Origin of the sequence: Rhodanobacter sp. T12-5, assembly GCF_008329435.1 — a bacterium.
Lineage (GTDB): Bacteria > Pseudomonadota > Gammaproteobacteria > Xanthomonadales > Rhodanobacteraceae > Rhodanobacter.
On sequence record NZ_NPKN01000002.1, the window covers coordinates 13,789 to 32,557 of the forward strand.

Consider the following 18,769-nt stretch of genomic DNA (forward strand, 5'->3'; position numbering starts at 1 on the left):
GTCACGGCGACGCGGCCAGCGGGCGCACGCGCAGGCCATCGGCCAGGCGGTCGTCCGGATAGGCGATCACCCGCTCGCCCTGGCGCAACCCTGACAGGATCTCCGTCGAACCATCGCCCTGCATGCCCGGGCTGACCGCGGTCAGGCGCGCGCGACCGCCTTCCACGCGATATACCACCCAGCGCCGGCCGTCGCGGAACAGCGCGCTGGACGGCACCTGCAGCACGTCAGGTCGACGCGCCAGCTCGAACTCCACCTCGACACGGTAGCCATCGCCCAGTTGAGCCCACTGCGCGCGCGGCGCGGTGATCTCCAGCCAGACCTGCGTGCGCTGCTCCTCCACGCCCAGCGCCGATACCTTGGTGAAGCCGCCCGGCTCGATCCGCGTCACCCGCGCCGGCAGCGCGCCTTCGCCGCCCCAGCGCAGGATCCGCGCCGAGGAACCCGGCCGCAGCGCGATCGCCTGTTGCGACAGCGCCTGCACCATCACCTGCAACCGGCCCAGGTCGCCGAACTCCAGCAAGGGCTGAGCCGCCTGCACCGGCATGGCGCTCTCCTGGTAACGATGCAGCACCACACCGTCGATCGGCGCGCGCAATTCGATTTGCTGCCCGCCACTACGGCCCTGTCCCTGCAGCAGCGCAGCCAGCGCCGCGCGCTGCTGCCCGGCGGCGCGCTGTTCGGCCAGCGCCGCGGCGGCTGCCGCCTGCGCCCGGGCCACGCGCGCTTCGGCCTCGTCGAGCGTAGCCACGCTGACCACGCCCGACGCGCCCAGCGTGCGCATGCGGTCCACGTCGCGCGAGGCCAGCCGGGCGTCCGCCTGCGCCGCGGTGAGGCGTTGCTGCGCCGCCTGCATGGACGCCTGTGCGGCCTGCTCCTCGGCCAGCAGCCGCGCCCGGTTGGCCGGATCCAGCAACGCGCCCTGCAGCGGCTCGATCGTCGCCACCACCTGGCCGGCCTTGACCGCATCGCCCTGCAGCAGGTCGATTCGCCGCAGCGTGCCGGCGATCGGCGCCGACAGCACCCAGCGTCGCGGCAACTCGGTGCGGCCCTCTTCCTCGAAGCGCTGCACCAGCGGACCGCGCGTGACCTGCGCCACCTCGAGCGTGCGCGGCGCGGTCTGCAGCGCCCACCACACAACGACCGCGACGGCGATCGTCGCGGCGGCAGCAACAATCCAGTGGCGGCGTTTCATGCTCATCGGGCGGTCCTCATTCACGGGTCTTCAACACGGCGATCAGGTCCAGTCGCGCGATGCGCCGGCGCACCAGCAGCGCGGAGACCACGCTGGCGCCCAGCACCATCAGGCCGGCGAACGCGTAGGTGGCGGTGGTCAGCCGGATCGGTATGCGGAACAGCTCGGACTGGAAGCCCTGCACCATCAGCCAGCACAACCCCCAGCCCGCGGCAAAGCCGAACGGCAGCGACACCACCACCAGCAGGCCCAGCTGGCCCAGCAGCAGCGCGCTCACCTCGCCCTCGGTCATGCCCAGCACGCGCAGGCTGGCCAGCTCGCGGCCGCGCTCGGACAGGCTGATCCGCGCCGCGTTGTAGACCAGTCCGAAGTTGATCACCCCGCCCAGCAGCGCCGCCACCAGGGAGAACACCAGCAGGCTCTCGCCCATGGTGGCGTAGAAGCTGCGCACCGAGGCCAGCCGCGAACTGATGCCGGCGACCCACGGGCGCCGGTCCAGTCGCGCGTAGAGGTCAGGCTCTGCGCCCGGCAGCACGCCCAGCAGCACGCCGGAGACCACGTCGCCGTCGCCCAGCAGCCGGTTCAATGCATCCAGATCCATGTAGCCCTGCGCGCCGATCGACTCGTGGACGAAGCCGGCCACGCGTACGCGGCGCACGCGGCGATGGCCTTCCAGCGCCTGCACCTCGATCTCGTCGCCAGGCGCCAGCGCCAGCATGTCCTGCAGGTAGTCGGTCAGCAGCACGCCATCGGCGGACGGCGTGATCGGTCGCAATTGCGCATCCAGCGGCCGGCGCAGGCGCGCATCCGGCGTCAGCCCCTCGATCGTGGTGCGATAGCTGCGGTGGCCGTGCGCCAGCCGAACCGGCGCCATCCGCACCGGCTCGGCCGTGCGCACGCCCGGCAGCGCGGCCAGCTCGAACAGCACCCGCCGCGGCGCCGGTTCGATGAAGCTCACCGCCAGATCGTGGTGCTGCGCGATGCTGAGCTGGGTGTCGACCATGTAGTCGATCGCATCGCCCTGGAAGCGACCCACCATGGTCACCGCGCAGGCCAGCGCCAGCCCCAGCACGGTGAACGCCGCGCGACCGGGACGGCGCTCCAGGTCGCGCAGCGCCATCCGCGCCGGTTGCGACAGCCAGCGCTGCAGGCCCAGCCGCTCGATCACGGTGGGCCCGAAGCGCGCCGGCGCCGGCGCGCGCATCGCCTCGGCCGGCGGCAGGCTGGCCGCCGCACGCAGCGCCATCAGCGCACCGGCAGCCGCGGCCGCCAGGCTCACCGCCACGCCGGTGGCAACCGCCTGGATGCTCAGCTGATAGGCCAGGAACGGAAAGCGGTAGATGCCTTGGTAGACATGCGCCAGCCAGCGCCCCAGCCCGCCGCCCAGCGCGATGCCGAGCGCCGCGCCGAGCAGCGCGATCGCCGCGGCCATGCCCAGGTAATGCAGCGCCAGCGCGCGATGGCTGTAGCCGAATGCCTTGAGCACGCCGATCTGGTCGCGCTGGGTGCCGACCAGGCGCATCAGCACCACGTGCAGCAGGAACGCGGCCACGCCCAGGAAGATCGCCGGGAACAGCCGCGCCATCGTCTGCAGCTGGCGCATCTCCTCCTCCAGGTAGCGCGCCGAGGTCTGCTCGTGGCGGCCGTAGGCGCCGACGCCGCCGTAGCGCGCCAGCAGGCGGTCGAGTTCGGCGATCACCGCGGCGGCACGCGCACCGGGCAGCAGGCGCAGCGTCACGTTGTCGAACGCGCCGTCCATGTTCAGCGCCTTTTCCATCGCGTGACGGTTCATCCACAACACCGCATAGCGCTTGAAGTCGGGAAACACCGCGCCCGGCGGGCTCTGGTAGACGTACTCCGGCGAGGTGCCCACCCCCACTACCTGCAGCCAGCGCTGGCGCCCGCGCAGGGTCAGCCGCAGCGTGTCGCCGGCGCGCAGCGCGTGCGCCGCCGCAAAGGCCTCGCCCACCACCACTTCGTTGTCGCGCTCCGGATCGGGCAGCCGCCCGCTGCGCAGTTGCACCCGGTTGAGCAGCGGCTGGCCGCCGTCCAGCGGCAGCGATACCACCTCGGCGCGCACCGGCTCGTTGAAGCCCGGCACGCCCAGCGTGCCCAGCGCCAGCAGCCGGGCCTGCGCGGTCTGCACGCCGGGAATCGCGGCCAGTTGCGGCAGCAGCGTGTCGGGCGCGCGCTTGAGCGGCGCCCACAGGTCGGCCAGCGCACCCTGCCGGTAGAACTGCTCGCGCGTGGCGGTGAGCGACTCATAGGTGGACTGCGACATCACCAGCGTGGCGACGCCGCCGGCGATCACCAGCGCGATCGCCAGCGCCTGTCCGCGCAGGTGCCACAGGTCGCGCACCGCCTTGCGGCTCAGCGCGCTCACCAGTGCAGCTCCGCTGCCGGCATGCGCTGCGCATTGCGCACCTCGCGCACGATGCGGCCGTCGCCCAGGTACAGCACGCGATGGGCCATGCGCGCGATGTCGGCGTTGTGGGTGATCACCACCGTGGTGGTGCCGAGCTCCGCGTTGACCCGCTCCAGCGCTTCCAGCACGCGCACGCCGGTGGCCGAATCGAGCGCGCCGGTGGGCTCGTCGCACAGCAGCACCGCCGGCCGCTTGGCGATCGCGCGGGCGATCGCCACCCGCTGCTGCTGGCCGCCGGACAGCTGCGCGGGAAAGTGGTCCATGCGGTCGGCGAGATCCACCCGCGCCAGCGCCTCCTCCGGCGTCATCGGCTGCCCGGCCAGCTCGGTCACGATCGCCACGTTCTCGCGCGCGGTAAGGCTGGGAATGAGGTTGTAGAACTGGAACACGAAGCCGACGTGCTCGCGGCGGAACAGCGTGAGTTCGCGCTCGCTGGCGCCGGTGAGGTGATGCCCCTCGTACCAGACCTCGCCGGCGGTGGGCACGTCGAGCCCGCCCAGGATGTTCAGCAGGGTCGACTTGCCGCTGCCCGAGGGCCCGAGCAGCACCACGAACTCGCCGCGGTACAGGTCCAGGTCCACCCCGCGCAGCGCCGGCACCTCGACCTCGCCCATGCGGTAGGTCTTGGTGAGGCCGCGGGCGCGGAATACCGCCTCCGCGGCGGGCAAAGGCGTGGCCAGGGCCATGCGCGCTCCGTTCGGGGCCGCCAGGGGGCGGCAACGGAACTCAGGCTAACGGCATCGGAGGCATCGCTAGATGATCTTAGGCAACTCCGATCGTCTTGACGGCGGTGCGGTAGCGCGTCGCAATGCGCTCCTCGTCACGATGGCGAAAATCGCGCACCGCCCATTCACCGCCGCACATCACGTCGCGCACCAGCGGCGTGTTGCCGGCAAACAGGAAGCTGTCAAGCATGGAGCGGGCATCGCGCGCGGCCAGCAGCGGCGAGTTTTCATCCAGCACGATCAGGTCGGCACGCGCACCGCTGCGCAGTTCGCCGACCGGCAGGCCGGAAGCCTGCGCGCCACCGTGCAACGCCGCGCGCCACAACGTTTCGCCCACGCTGACACCCTGCGCGCGCGCCGCGATATTGCGATGGCCGCTGGTCAGGCGCTGACCGTATTCCAGCCAGCGCAGCTCCTCCACCGGCGAGATCGAGATATGCGAATCCGAACCGATGCCGAGCGTGCCACCGGCGTCCTGAAACGCCGCCAGCGGAAACAGGCCATCGCCGAGATTCGCCTCGGTGGTGGGACACAACCCGGCTACGGCGCCACTGCGCGCGAGCTGCGCCGTTTCCGCCGCGGTGAGATGGGTCGCGTGGACCAGACACCAGCGGGCATCGACGTCGGCATGCTCGAACAGCCACTCCACCGGCCGCGCGCCGCGCGTGGCGAGGCAGTCCTGCACTTCGCCGATCTGCTCGGCAATGTGGATATGGATCGGGCAGGCTTTCGCAAGATCGCTTGCAAGCACATCGCGCATTGCCTGCTCCGGCACAGCGCGCAGGGAATGCAGCGCGATGCCGATGCGCAGGTTGTCGCTCTCATGCTTGCGCAGCGTGTCGAGCAGGCGCAGATACGCGGCCACGTCATGCCCGAAACGGCGTTGCCGCGCAGTGAGCGCGCGGCCGTCGAAGCCGCCGCTGATGTACAGCACCGGCATCAGCGTCAGCGCAATGCCGGCCTCGCGCGCAGCCTCGATCAGCGCCAGCGACATCGCCTCCGGCTGCTCGTACGGGGTGCCGTCCGGCTGATGGTGCAAGTAGTGGAATTCGCAGACGTGGGTGTAGCCGGCCTTGAGCATCTCGACGTAGAGCTGGGCGGCGATCGCCTGCAGCTCGTCCGGGCCGACCGTGGCGGCGAACGCATACATCGTCTCGCGCCAGCTCCAGAAACTGTCGTCGGCCCTGCCCTTGCGTTCGGCCAGGCCGGCCATCGCGCGCTGGAACGCATGCGAATGCAGGTTCGGCATGCCCGGCAGCACCCAGGCGCCGATCATCTCGCCATCGGCGCGATCGTCCGGCTCGCGCAAGCGGCCGTCCGCGTCCACGGCCAGCGCCGCGGACGCATGCCAGCCATCGGCGCGCCACAGTTGGCCTGCCCGAAATTGCCGAACGGCGGCGTGGATGCTCATGCAGGCGACTCCCGTGGACGATGCCGCGCAGTGTAACCGGGCGAATGAGTCACCTTCACTTTGACGCCTTACGCCCAAGGCATAATGGTTCGATGGCCAAGAAGACCCACGAAAATACCCCGAAGCTGCTGCTGCGACAGGCAGTCCTCGACGACGTACCCCAGCTCGCCGACCTTACCGCCCGGATCTACTCGGAGGAATGGGGCCACTCGGTGGAGATGCTGCGTTCGCAGCAGACGCATTTCCCCGAAGGCCAGTTCGTGGTCGAGTACGAAGGCGTGATCGTGGGCTACTGCGCCACGTTCCGCATCGATGAAGCCACCGCGCTGGCGCCGCATACCTGGATGCAGATCACCGGCGGCGGCATGGGTTCGCGCCACAAGCCCGACGGCAACTGGCTGTACGGCATGGAAGTGGTGGTGCATCCGGACTACCGCGGCATGCGCATCGGCCAGCGGCTGTACCAGGCGCGCAAGCGGTTATGCATGGACCTGAAGCTGCGCGGCATCGTGTTCGGCGGGCGCATCCCCGGGCTGGCGAAGAACATGGCGCGCTACGGCAGCGCCGAGGCCTACGTGCAGGCGGTGGTGGAAGGCAAGCGGCGCGACCTCACGCTGAGCTTCCAGCTGTCGAACGATTTCGAGGTGATCGGCGTCCTGCGCGGCTACGTGCCGTCCGATCACGAGTCGCTGGGTTACGCGGTACACCTGGTCTGGCGCAACCCGCAACTGCTCGACCAGCCGGACATCCCGCCGATCACCTCGGCGCGGCTGCTGCCCGATTCGGTGCGCGTGGCCTCGGTGCAATACCAGCAGCGGCGGATCACCTCGTTCGAGGAGTTCGCCACCCAGGTCGAATACTTCACCGACATCGCCGCCGACTACAGCGCCGACTTCGTCACCTTCCCCGAACTGATCACGCTGCAACTGCTGTCGATCGAGAACACCGAGTTGTCGCCGGTGGAATCGATTCGCAAGCTGAGCCAGTACACGCCGCAGGTGAAGGAACTCTTCAGCCGACTGGCCGTGCACTACAACATCAACATCATCGCCGGCACGCATCCCACCGAGCAGGCCAACGGCGACATCCACAACGTCTGCTACGTGTGCCTGCGCGACGGCTCGATCCACGAGCGCGAGAAGCTGCACCCGACGCCGAGCGAGCGCAACGTGTGGAACATCATCGGTGGCGACAGCGCGGCGACCGTGCTCACCGACTGCGGCCCGATCGGCGTGATGATCTGCTACGACTCGGAGTTTCCCGAAGTGGCGCGGCACCTGGTCGACCAGGGCGCGCTGATCCTGTTCGTGCCGTTCTGCACCGACGTGCGCGAGGGCTACCTGCGCGTGCGCTACTGTTCGCAGGCGCGGGCGATCGAGAACCAGTGCTACGTGGTGCTGTCGGGCAACGTCGGCAACCTGCCCGGCGTCAACAATTTCGACATCCAGTACGGCCAGAGCTGCATCCTCACCCCGAGCGATTTCGGCTTCGCCCGCGACGGCGTCGCGGCCGATTCGACCCCGAACATCGAGACCGTGCTGTTCGCCGACCTGCGACTGGAAAGCCTGGCCCGTGCGCGCAATGCGGGGGCGGTGACCAACCTCAAGGACCGTCGTTACGATCTGTACGAGACGCGTTGGCGACCGCGCTGAACGGCCTCACTGCGGGAGCGACTTCAGTCGCGATGCTCTTGCTCCTGAAAAGCAGAAGCTCGCGACTGAAGTCGCTCCCACAATGGTGGCGGCAACGTCTGCGATAATCGCACCATGCCCGACTCAACCGAACCCGTATCGAAATCATCCAACCCGCGCCTGCAGGCGCTGCTCGGGCACGAATTCTTCGCCCCGCACCACTGGAGGCGTCGGCTGGTACTGTGGTTCGGCGCGGTGCTGGTGGCGCTGGCGGCGATCCTGTTCGCCAAGGCCAGCGTCTGGTCGTATCGCCTTTTCCTGCACATCCTCGGCTACGGCGTCTGGATTCCGCTGATCCTCACCCCGGTGGTGTTCGGCCTGCTTTCCTGGGCCACCGAAGGGCGTCTGCGCGCCACCCGCGGCAGCGGCATCCCGCAGGTGATCGGCACCTTGCATATCGAAGACGATGGCTTTCGTGCGCGCATGCTGTCGCTGCCGATCGCTGCCGGCAAGCTCTTGCTGACCCTGATCTCGCTGGCTGTCGGCGCCTCGATCGGCCGCGAGGGCCCGACCGTGCATGTCGGTGCCGCGCTGTTCTATTCGATCGGCCGGCGGTTCGGCTTCGATGACCCGAAGGCCGCCTCCCGCTTCATCCTCGCCGGCGGCGCAGCCGGCATCGCGGCGGCGTTCAACACACCGCTGGCCGGCGTCATCTTCGCGATCGAGGAACTGGCCGGAACATTCGAACACCGCTTCAGCGGCCTGCTGCTGACGGCGGTGTTCATCGGCGGCGTGGTCTCGCTGGGCATCATGGGCAATTACTCCTACTTCGGCGAAGTACAGGCCAGCCTGCCGCTGGGCCATGCGTGGCTGGCGGTGCTGCTGACCGGCGTCGTCTGCGGATTGCTCGGAGGACTGTTCGCGCGCCTGATCCTGCTCAGTCGGCGCGGGCCGCTGGCCTATGTCGGCCGCCTGCGCGCGCATCGACCGGTGCTGTTCGCGACTGGTTGCGGGCTGGCCCTGGCACTGCTGGGATTGTTCTCGAACAACAGCATCTACGGCACCGGTTACGACCAGGCCCGCGGGATCGTGCAGGCGGCCGCCACGATGCCGGGGCCGGGTTTCGGCATCGAAAAACTGCTGGCCAACGTGGTCTCGTACTGGGCCGGCATTCCCGGCGGCATCTTCTCGCCGGCGCTGGCGGTCGGCGCCGGCCTGGGTCAGAACATCGCGCACTTCCTTCCCGGCGCACCCGCCGCGGCGGTGGTGCTGCTGGGCATGAGCGCCTACCTGTCCGGCGTCACCGGCGCACCGCTGACCTCGGCGGTGATCGCGATGGAGCTGACCGACAACCAGGACATGGTGATCCCGATCATGGCCGCCTGCCTGCTCGCCCGCGCGGCAGCATCGCTGTTCTGCCCGACGCCGGTCTACCGCGATTTCGCCGAGCGCATGGTGCAGGATTTCGAACGGCAGCAGGCAGCCCGCAGCAGGGCTGTCGATCCGACGGACGCGCTTGTCGACGAGGATGCATCATCGCCACCGGCCGGTCACACCAGCGCGTTCGACGAACCGGCCGGGCCGGGCGCCGGCGTGACCCGCAATGCCACCCTGGCCAACCACTCATAGATCGCCACCAGGAAGTCCGCATGAACGCATCACGCTGGGATCGACTGCTGCTGAATGCCACACTGGCGACCTTTGCCGGTGACGCGCCGTACGGCTTGATCGAGCGCGGCGCGATCGCGCTGCACCACGGCCGCATCGCCTGGGTTGGCCGCATGGACGCGTTGCCGGACGCACCGGACACGCTCGCCTTCGCGGTCGAGTCGCTCGATGGTGCGCTGGTCACGCCGGGGCTGATCGATTGCCATACCCATCTGGTGTTCGGCGGCGATCGCGCGCACGAATTCGCCCTACGCCTGAACGGGGCCAGCTACGAGGAAATCGCCCGCGCCGGCGGCGGCATCGTCTCCAGCGTCAACGCGACCCGCGCCGCCAGCGAGGAGCAGCTGTTCGAGCAATCGCTGCTGCGTGCCCGGGCGCTGCTTGCCGATGGCGTGACCACGCTGGAGATCAAATCCGGGTACGGGCTGGATCTGGATACCGAACGCCGCATGCTGCGCGTGGCGCGACATCTTGGCCGCGAGCTCGGCATTGGCGTGCGCACCAGTTTTCTCGGCCTGCATGCGCTGCCGCCGGAATACGCGGATCGGCGCGACGACTACGTCACTCTGGTCTGCGACGACATGTTGCCGGCGCTGGCCACCGAAGGTCTGGTCGACGCGGTCGACGCGTTCTGCGAAGGCATCGGCTTCAGCCGCGATGAGACCCGCCGCGTATTCGAGCGCGCGCAGCAACTCGGGCTGCCGGTGAAGCTGCATGCCGAGCAGTTGTCCGACCTGGATGGCGCCGCGCTGGTCGCCGAGTTCGGTGGATTGTCGGCCGATCACCTGGAGCACCTGAGCGAAACCGGCATCCGGGCGATGGCAGCTGCCGGCACCGTCGCGGTGCTGCTGCCCGGCGCGTTCTACGCGCTGCGCGAAACGAAACTGCCGCCGATCGCGGCATTGCGCGAACACCGCGTAGCCATCGCGATCGCCACCGATTGCAATCCCGGCACCTCGCCACTGCTGTCGCTGCGGCTGGCCGCCAGCATGGCTTGCACGCTGTTCCGGCTGACGCCGGAAGAAGCGCTGCGCGGCGTTACCGTGAATGCGGCCCGCGCGTTGGGCCTGTCCGATCGCGGCACGCTGATGCAGGGCCAGCGCGCCGACCTGGTGGTGTGGAACGCACGCCAGCCTGCCGAGCTGTGCTACTGGATCGGCGGCGGCCTGGCCCGCAACGTCTATGTGGCTGGCGAACTCGTCTCGCGGCGCAAACCTTCCAGGCGCCCGCCCAGCGCTTCGTGAAATGCCTGTGGCAGGCTCGCCTGTACCGGTACCCGCCACCAGTGCGGCTGCGCGAACGGCCGGCACTTCACCGCGTCCTTGTCGGTCATCAGCACCGGCAGGTCATCCGCAAAGGCCAGCTCGGTCGGAACGAACTGATGGTGATCGGCAAACGCATGCTCGATCACCTCGATGCCTGCCGCACGCAGGCTGTCGAAAAAGCGTTGCGGATTGCCGATCGCCGCCACCGCATGCACCGGTTGGTTGTTGAAGCTGGCCAGGGTTCGTCGCTGGCCGCCGTTCAACGCCACGACATCGCCACCGCACAATTGCATCGGGTATTCACCCACCTCGGCGGTGCCGCCGTTGCACACGCGCAGATCCACCTGCCGCAATCGATCCATTGGCTCGCGCAGCGGCCCCGCCGGCAACAGCCGGCGATTGCCGAAGCGGCGCGTGCCGTCGATCACGCAGATCTCCACGTCGCGCGCCAGTGCGTAATGCTGCAGGCCATCGTCGGCGACCACCACGTCGCAACCGGCATCGAGCAGCAGTCGCGCCGCTGCCGGACGATCACGCCCGACCGCCACCGGCACGCCGCTGGCGTGGATCAGGCAGGGTTCGTCGCCAACTTGCAGCGGGTCCGGCGCATCGCCCAGCAGCAACGGTTCGCGCTGGCTGCCGCCGTAGCCGCGACTGACCACGCCGGGGCGGTAACCGCGCTCGCGCAGGCTGGCGACCACCGCGATCGTCAACGGCGTCTTGCCGGTGCCGCCCACGCTGAGGTTGCCGATCACCAGCACGGGTACCGGCAGGCGAACGCTGCGCAGCCAGCCGATCCGGTAAAGCCGACGGCGCAGGCGAATCGCGCTGCCGTAAAGCGCGGCCAGCGGGCGCGTCCACCACGGCGCGCGACCGTCGCCGTACCAGGCTGATTCGAGCGTGTCGATCAGCGCCATGGGCCGTCCTCAGTCGCTGCCTTGATCGGCCGCATGATCGTGGAACTGCATCCGGTGCAGCGTGGCGTATTGCCCGCCCAGCGCGATCAGTTCCGCGTGCGTGCCGCGTTCGATGACGCGGCCGTGATCCATCACCGCGATCTGCTCGGCATGCTCGATGGTCGACAGCCGGTGCGCGATCACGAGGGTGGTGCGGTCCTTCATCAACCGCTGCAATGCCTGCTGGATCAGGCGTTCGGATTCGGTATCGAGCGCGCTGGTGGCTTCGTCCAGCACCAGGATGGGCGCGTTCTTGAGAATCGCGCGGGCGATCGCGATGCGCTGGCGCTGGCCACCGGACAAGGTGTTGCCGCCCTGCCCGACTTGCGTGTGGATGCCCTGAGGCAGCGCCGCGATGAATTCCATGGCGTTCGCCGCCTCGGCCGCAGTGACGATATCCGCCTCGCTGGCTCCGGCCAGTTCGCCGTAGGCGATGTTGTTCGCGACCGTGTCGTCGAACAGCATCACGCTCTGCCCCACCCAGGCGATCTGCCGCCGCAGCGACGCCAGCGTGTAGTTTTCGTAATCCGTGCCATCCAGCACGATGCGACCGGCGCTGGGTTCGTTGAAGCGCGGCAGCAGGCTGACGAGGCTGCTCTTGCCGCTGCCCGAGCGACCGACCAGTGCCGTGACCGTGCCCGGTGCGCAATCGAGATCGACCGCGCGCAAGGCCTCGGCCTCGTTGCGCGGATAGACCAGGCTCACCCCGACGAAACGCAGCTCGCCTCGCGTTCGCTGCAGCTCGATCTTGCCGTTGTCCCGTTCCGGCGGCAGATCGATCACCGCGAAGATATCCTCGGCCGCCGACAGGCCGCGCTGGATGTTCGCCTGCACATTGGTCAGTCGCTTGAGCGACGGCAGCATGGTGCCCATCGCCGTGAGCACGGAAAAGAACACGCCGGGTGTCATGCTGGTCAGCACCGCCGGCCGCGTGCCGAGATAGATCAGGGCAGCCAGTGCGCTGGCCGCAACCAGTTGCACGGTCGAACTGGACGCCGCATTGGTGGCCGCAATCTTCAGGTTCAGCCGCCGCGTATGCCGGGTGATCTGGTCGAACCGGGATGCCTCGTGCGCCTGGCCGCCATACACGCGCACTTCGCGATGCGCCCCCACCGATTCTTCCACCGTGCTCGTGACCGAACCCATGCTGCCCTGGATGCGCCGGCTGATCTGCCGGTAGCGGCGGGCAACCACGGTCGCCACCAGTGCGATCGCCGGCACCATCACCAGCAGCGAAAGCGTGAGGTAGGGACTGTAATAGAGCATCACGAACAGCATCGCGATCACCGTGAAACCGTCGGTGATCGCGATCTTCGCGGCGCTGCTGGAGGCCGCGGCGACCTGTTCGCTGGTATAGGTGATGCGCGAAACCTGCTGGCCCGAAGGTTCGCTGCCGAAATACGGAGCGGGCAGCTTCAGGTAGACGGAGAAAACTTCATGCTGCATCGCCTGCACGACGTGCCGGCCGATATAGGAGACACCGTAGTCGCTGGCGAAGGTACCCAGCGAACGCACCGAGAAGATCGCGATGATCCAGATCGGCATCCAGAAGATCAGGTAGGGGTCTTTCAGCGCGAACAGGTTGTCGATCATCGGCTTGAGCAAGCCGGTGAACAAGGCCAGGCCGCCACCGTCGGCCAGCATGCCGACGAAGGCGACCAGGCCGATCGCCCAGTAGCCGCGCGTGTAGCCGAGCAGACGCTTGTAGGTGGGCCAGCTCCCGGTATCCGGCGCGTCGGCCTTGGCCGCGTTCATTGAGCGGCGCCCGGCTTGCTCGGGGTGGTGGCGATCGACAACCGGGTGAAACCCAGCTGACCCAGCGCGTCCATCGCGGTGACCACGTCCTGGTGCGGCGTATTCGCATCCGCACGGATAGTCACCTGGCGCTCGCGATCGTCGCCGGCATGACGCGCGATGGCCTGCTTGAGCACCTCGATGCCCTCGCCCAGCACCTCGTCGCTGCCTACGTAGAAACGACCATCGCGGTCGATCATGACGGTCAATGCCGGCGCGTTCATGTCGCGATCCTGCGTGCTGGCTTGCGGCAGGGTCACCTGCAGGCGCGAATGCTGCACGAACGTGCTGGTCAGCACGAAGAACATCAGCAGGGTCAGCAGCACGTCGATCAACGGAATCACGTTGATCTCGAAGTCGTCCCCGCGGCGATTGTTGCTGATGCGCATCGGTGCGTGCTCAGCCTGCGCCCGATGCGGAAGGCGTCGGTGCACGCCGCGGCCGCGCCGGTGTCGCCGCCGTGTTGGTCAGCGTCAAGTCGTCGAGCAAGGCCGTCGCCTGCTTCTCCATCTCCACGCAATAGCCGGCCACGCGCGAGCGGAAGTAGCGATGCAGCACATACGCCGGGATCGCCACGGTCAGCCCCGAGGCGGTGCAGATCAGCGCCTCGCCGATGCCGCCGGCCATCTTGGCCGGATCGCCGATGCCGCCGGCCATCACTTCCATGAACATGCGGATCAGGCCGATCACGGTGCCGAACAGGCCCAGCAGGGGGCCGATCAGTGCGATCGTTCCCAGTGTGTTGAGGTAGCGTTCCATGCGATGGATCACGTGCCGCCCGGTGTCCTCGATGCGCTCCTTGATCACATCGCGCGACTGGCTGCGCACGGCCAGCGCGGCGGCCAGCAGCTCGCCCAGCGGCGAGCCCTCCGACAGCGTCTCCAGATGGCCCGGGTCGAGCTTGCCGGAGCGCGCCCATTGGCGGACCTCCTCGCCCAGGCCCGGCGGCAACACCGACTTGCGGCGAAGCGTCCAGCACCGCTCCAGCACGATCGCCAGCGCGATCGCCGAACAGATCAGGATGGGCACCATCGCCCAGCCACCCGCCATCAGAATTTCCAGCACTTTTCGTCCCCGCCGTACTGCCTTCAAGAAGCGCGCATGATAGCAGTCCCGTCCGGATGTACTGCGGCACCGGTGGCATTCCCCCGCTTCGCCCGGCGCTACTCGCGCCAGTAGCGTGGCTGCCGCCGACGCCAGCCACGAAGCCGCCGTGGCGGAGCATTGACGGGAAAGTCCAGTGGTATCGCGCCCTGCACCGCCGTATTGAACACCGGCACGCCAGCGGCAGCATAACGCGCCAGCACTTCCGGTTTCGGGTGACCGAACCGGTTGCGCCAGCCCGCCGATACCAGCGCCAGCGGCGGCTGAACGGCGGCGATGAAAGCCGCGCCGGACGAGGTCTTGCTGCCGTGGTGCGGCACCAGCATGAACGGCCGTGGTCCGGGCCCGAGTGCGGCCGCCACCTGCGGCTCGACTTTCGAACTGATGTCGCCGGGGAGCAACAGCCGTCCGCCACGGCCCTCGACCAGCAGCACGCAGGAACTGTCGTTGTCCCGATCGCCCTCGCCGCGAGCGGGGCTGAGCACGCGAAAACGAACGCCGTCCCATTGCCAGGACTGCCCGGCCACGCACTGCTGCATCGGCATCCGCATGCGCGCTGGCTCACCGGCATATCGCCGTGCCTGCGGGAACGCGTTCGCCACCGCTTCGGCACCGCCGGCGTGATCGTTGTCGCCATGGCTGATCATCAGCACGTCGAGCCGGTCGATGCCCAACGCATGGATCGACGGCAACACCACCGCCTCGCCCAGGTCGAACCCCGACGGATAGCGCGCGCCCGCGTCGTACACCAGCGCATGGTCGCTGGTGCGCAACAGCACCGACAGGCCCTGGCCCACATCCAGCACCCACACCTGGAACGCGCCCGCCGCCGGCATTCGCAGCGGTGGCCACAGCAACGGCAGGAACAGCAACAAGCCGAACCAGCGCAGCGGCACCCCGCGCGGCAGGAACAGCCACAGCGCGCCGAGCAAGGCCAGCAGCAATGCATGCGGCTGCACCTCAGGCAGGTACCAGTGCGCGCCGGGCCACGTCGCCATGTGTTCCAGCAACCACCATTGCGCATGCGCCATCCGCGCGGCCAGCCACAACACCGGCGTGGCCAGAGGCGGGCACAGCCCCAGCATCAGCATGCCCAACAGCGCACACGGCACGATGACGAAACTCACCAGCGGTACCGCGATCAGGTTGGACAGCGCGCCGACCAGCGAAGCCTGGCCGAAGAACCACAGGGTCAGCGGCAGCAGGGACACCGTCATCACCAGCTGCCCGGCTGACAGCTCATGCAAAAAGGCGCGCAGCCCGCGGCCGTGCGCCTGCAGGCACAGCATCAGGAATCCCACGCCGACGAACGACAGCCAGAAGCCGGCCGCCAGCACGGCCAGCGGATCGACCAGCAGGATCGCGATCATCGCCAGCGCCAGCGATTGCGCGCCGCTGCTGCCGCGTCGGCTGCAACGCGCCAGCGCCACCACTGCGATCATCAACAAGGTACGCACCGTGGGCAGGCCGAAGCCGGCCAGCGCGCTGTACATTCCCGCCACCAACAGCGCGGCTGCGGCTTGCGCCTGTGGCCGCGGCAGCCACAAGCCCAGGCGCGGCCACAGCGCGTAGGCCAGCAGCGCCAGCCAGACACCGAACACCGCGGCCACGCCGACGTGAAAACCGGAGATCGCGATCAGATGCGACACCCCGTTGGCACGTGCCACCGCCCAGTCGTGCTGGGTCAGTCCGCGCGTGTCGCCGACCGAAAACGCCTGCAGCAGCGCCGCATCATGCCGGTCGCGCACCCGCGCCGCGATGCCGCGCGCCACCGCATCGCGTATACCGTCGACACACCAGCGTGAGCCGGCCAGCGGCACGTTGTCGGGATCGTCACGCACATAACCGGTGGCGACGATGCCGCGCTCCAGCGCCGAACGCTCGCTGTCTGCGCCGCCGGGATCGAGCAGCCCGCGCGGCCGTTTCAGGCGCAGCAGCAGATGCCAGCGGGTACACGGCTGCAACGCTGGCGCGCCGTCGTACCACGACACCGTGATGCGCCCATGCAGGTCGATCGGCTGGCCATCCAGCAGCGCGTGACCCACGCGCAAGGTGAAGCGGCTGGCATCCGTGCGGGCCAGCGGCAGATCGACCATTGTGCCGGTCACCGCGAAATCGCGGCCTTCCAGTGCCCGCGGCAGGCGCGCTTCCATCGCCAGTCCGCCGCGCCACACCGCCCAGACGATGCCGAACATCACACAGGCCAGCCACCGCCAGTGCGGACAACGCCAAGCCAGCAAAGCCGCCACCGACAGCAGCAAACCGATGCACCAGCGCGGCGGCAACTGTGGCCACCACTGCACCAGCAATACACCGGCCAGCAGTCCCGCAGCCAGCTTGATCGCCGACAGTTGCGCCATGCCGCCTGCCCCATTCCTTCCTGGAAGAGTCCGAGCCTAGCGCGGCGGGTGCGGCGACGTGGATGAAAGATGCGTAGGTGCACGCCGGCATGTTTACGGCGTGCCGAATGCGGCTCCTTGTTCGCAAGGAAGCCTCGCAGGCGCTATGGGAGCGACTTCAGTCACGATGCGCCCTGGCGCCTGCGGCGGCTAGCTCAAAAGCATCGCGACTGAAGTCGCTCCCACAGCGGAAAGGCCATGCAACTGTTCAGACCTTCGGGCTTTCCTGCAACACGCCGTTGTGCAGCACCAGCGTGCGATCCATCCGTGCGGCGAGGCGGGTGTCGTGGGTGACCAGGATGAAGCTGGTGCCGATCTCCCGGTTGAGTTCCAGCATCAGCGCGTAGACCTGCGCGGCATTGCCTTCGTCGAGGTTGCCGGTGGGCTCGTCGCCGAGCACGCAGGCCGGCCTGGTCACCAGCGCGCGCGCCACCGCGCAGCGCTGGCGCTCGCCACCGGACAACTCGGACGGCTTGTGGTGCGTGCGACCACCGAGCCCAACCCGCTCCAGCAGGGCAGTGGCCTGCGTCTGCGCCTCGGCGATCGCGGTGCCGCGGATCAGCAGCGGCATGCACACGTTCTCCAGCGCGGTGAACTCGGGCAGCAGATGATGGAACTGGTAGATGAAACCAAGCGAACGATTGCGCACGCGGCCGCGCTCGGCATCGGACAGCTTCGACAGCACGCGGCCGTCCACTTCCACTTCGCCGGCGGTCAGCGTGTCGAGTCCACCGATGATATGCAGCAAGGTGCTCTTGCCCGAGCCTGAGGCACCGACGATCGCCATCGTCTCGCCACGTTTCAGGGTGAAGCTGACGTCGCTCAGCACGTCGGTGCGCAGGCCGCCTTCGGCATAGGTCTTGGCGACATGGCTGGCACGCAGCACGTTTTCGTTCGTGGGATTCATGACGGCCTTATTCATAGCGCAGCGCCTGCGCCGGCTGGGTGCGCGAGGCGCGCCACGCGGGGTAGAGGGTGGCCAGCAGCGAGAACGTGAAGGTCAGCAGTGCGGTCCAGCCCACGTCGTGCCAGTCCAGTCGGCTCGGCACTTCGCTGATGTAGTAGACGTCCGGCGACAGGAAGGTGACGTGGAAGGTGTGCTCGATCCACTTGATGATGCCCGGCAGCTTCCACGACAGCAGCGAGCCGAAGCCCACGCCGAAGCCGATGCCCACGAAGCCCACCAGCACGCCCTGCACCATGAAGGTGCCCATGATGCTGCGCGGTGTCGCGCCGAGCGTGCGCAGGATCGCGATGTCGGCCTGCTTGTCGGTGACCAGCATCATCAGCATCGAGATCAGGTTGATCACCGCGACCAGGATGATCAGCGACAGGATCACGAACATCACCATCTTTTCCATCGACAGCGCGGCGAACAGGTTCGCGTTGGTGTCCATCCATGTGCGCACGCCGTAAAGCTGGCCGAGCTGGTCGACCAGTTCGTGCGCCACCGGCCGCGCGTTGAACAGGTCGTCGAGCTTCAGGCGGATGCCGGTGGGGCCGTCCAGGTCATTGAGCTTCTCGGCATCGCCCATGTTGACCAGCGCCAGGCCGGAGTCGAACTGCTCCATGCCGAGCTGGAACGTGCCGACCACATGGAAGCTGCGCATCCGCGGCACACCGCCCATCGGCGTGGCACGCACTTCGCCCACCGCCATGGTGATTCGATCGCCCACGCCGACCCCAAGCGTACTGGCCAGGTCGCGGCCCAGCACGATGTTCCAGCTGTTCGGGGTCAACTCGTCGAGTTTGCCGTCGAGCATGTGCTTGCCGATGTCGACGACCTTCGGTTCCTGCGCCGGATCGATGCCGCGCACCATCACGCCGCTGGAGCCGCGGCCGCTGGTCAGGTACGCCTCTTTCTCGACATAGGGGGCGGCGCCAAGCACGTGCGGGTTTGCCTCGGCGATCTGCAGTGCGCGCGGCACGTCGTGCACGCCGCCGTCGATGCTGATGATGGTGGCGTGCGACACCGCGCCGAGGATGCGCGAACGCATCTGGTAGTCGAAGCCGTTCATCACCGACATCACCGTGATCAGCGCGATCACGCTGATCGCGATGCACACGATCGAGACGGTGGAAATGAACGAGATGAACTGGTTGCGCCGCTTGGCGCGGGTGTAGCGCAGGCCGATGAAGAGTTCGAGCGGTCGAAACATGGGCGGGTCGCTTGTTGGGGATCGCAGGGCGGGCCGC

At 68.3% G+C, this 18,769-nt stretch carries 14 protein-coding genes; 3 read left to right on the forward strand and 11 right to left on the reverse strand.

The window, feature by feature from the left end; all coding sequences use genetic code 11:
- Position 1: 1 nt before the first annotated feature.
- From CIW53_RS04125 to CIW53_RS04140, 4 genes are all read right to left on the reverse strand, one after another.
- On the reverse strand, positions 2–1,201 hold the full coding sequence (locus CIW53_RS04125) for an HlyD family efflux transporter periplasmic adaptor subunit (RefSeq protein ID WP_149363458.1): 1,200 nt from the start codon (positions 1,199–1,201) through the stop codon (positions 2–4).
- A 10-nt stretch (positions 1,202–1,211) separates the two neighbouring features.
- A complete protein-coding gene (locus CIW53_RS04130; protein WP_149363459.1) occupies positions 1,212–3,578 on the reverse strand; it encodes an ABC transporter permease in 2,367 nt (788 codons plus the stop codon).
- Positions 3,575–4,306 carry an ABC transporter ATP-binding protein gene (locus CIW53_RS04135; RefSeq protein ID WP_149363460.1) on the reverse strand — a complete coding sequence of 244 codons (732 nt, stop codon included), beginning with the start codon at positions 4,304–4,306 and terminating at the stop codon, positions 3,575–3,577. Before CIW53_RS04135 ends, CIW53_RS04130 begins: the two co-directional genes overlap by 4 nt.
- A gap of 76 nt (positions 4,307–4,382) precedes the next feature.
- Complete coding sequence (locus tag CIW53_RS04140; protein ID WP_149363461.1) at positions 4,383–5,756, reverse strand: formimidoylglutamate deiminase; 1,374 nt, start codon at positions 5,754–5,756, stop codon at positions 4,383–4,385.
- Between the two features lie 92 nt (positions 5,757–5,848).
- Here CIW53_RS04140 and CIW53_RS04145 point away from each other — a divergent pair, with 92 nt between their 5' ends.
- From CIW53_RS04145 to hutI, 3 genes are all read left to right on the forward strand, one after another.
- Positions 5,849–7,408 carry a bifunctional GNAT family N-acetyltransferase/carbon-nitrogen hydrolase family protein gene (locus CIW53_RS04145; RefSeq protein WP_149363462.1) on the forward strand — a complete coding sequence of 520 codons (1,560 nt, stop codon included), beginning with the start codon at positions 5,849–5,851 and terminating at the stop codon, positions 7,406–7,408.
- 114 nt (positions 7,409–7,522) lie between these two features.
- Positions 7,523–9,016, forward strand: a complete 1,494-nt coding sequence (locus CIW53_RS04150; protein ID WP_149363463.1) for a chloride channel protein — start codon at positions 7,523–7,525, stop codon at positions 9,014–9,016.
- A gap of 20 nt (positions 9,017–9,036) precedes the next feature.
- Entirely contained in the window at positions 9,037–10,299 is a 1,263-nt protein-coding gene (gene hutI, locus CIW53_RS04155; protein WP_149363464.1) for an imidazolonepropionase, read from the forward strand.
- On the opposite strand, the gene lpxK is transcribed toward hutI, so the two are convergent.
- The 7 genes from lpxK to CIW53_RS04190 form a co-directional block, all read right to left on the reverse strand.
- Positions 10,236–11,237: a tetraacyldisaccharide 4'-kinase gene (lpxK, locus tag CIW53_RS04160; protein WP_149363465.1), complete on the reverse strand. Its 1,002-nt coding sequence runs from the start codon at positions 11,235–11,237 to the stop codon at positions 10,236–10,238. The two genes, hutI and lpxK, sit on opposite strands and share 64 nt — an antisense overlap.
- Positions 11,238–11,246: 9 nt before the next feature.
- Complete coding sequence (msbA, locus tag CIW53_RS04165) at positions 11,247–13,031, reverse strand: lipid A export permease/ATP-binding protein MsbA (protein WP_149363466.1); 1,785 nt, start codon at positions 13,029–13,031, stop codon at positions 11,247–11,249.
- On the reverse strand, positions 13,028–13,459 hold the full coding sequence (locus CIW53_RS04170) for a biopolymer transporter ExbD (protein WP_149363467.1): 432 nt from the start codon (positions 13,457–13,459) through the stop codon (positions 13,028–13,030). Before CIW53_RS04170 ends, msbA begins: the two co-directional genes overlap by 4 nt.
- A 10-nt stretch (positions 13,460–13,469) precedes the next feature.
- Entirely contained in the window at positions 13,470–14,120 is a 651-nt protein-coding gene (locus CIW53_RS04175) for a MotA/TolQ/ExbB proton channel family protein (RefSeq protein WP_149364135.1), read from the reverse strand.
- A 113-nt stretch (positions 14,121–14,233) separates the two neighbouring features.
- The gene (locus tag CIW53_RS04180; protein ID WP_149363468.1) at positions 14,234–16,534 is read right to left on the reverse strand and encodes a DNA internalization-related competence protein ComEC/Rec2; all 2,301 of its coding nucleotides are present in this window, start codon (positions 16,532–16,534) and stop codon (positions 14,234–14,236) included.
- 247 nt (positions 16,535–16,781) lie between these two features.
- Positions 16,782–17,480 (reverse strand): lipoprotein-releasing ABC transporter ATP-binding protein LolD, encoded by a 699-nt coding sequence (gene lolD / locus CIW53_RS04185; protein ID WP_149363469.1) that lies wholly within the window; start codon positions 17,478–17,480, stop codon positions 16,782–16,784.
- 7 nt (positions 17,481–17,487) lie between these two features.
- Positions 17,488–18,732, reverse strand: coding sequence for a lipoprotein-releasing ABC transporter permease subunit (locus tag CIW53_RS04190; RefSeq protein ID WP_149363470.1), 1,245 nt, complete (start codon positions 18,730–18,732; stop codon positions 17,488–17,490).
- Positions 18,733–18,769: the final 37 nt, after the last annotated feature.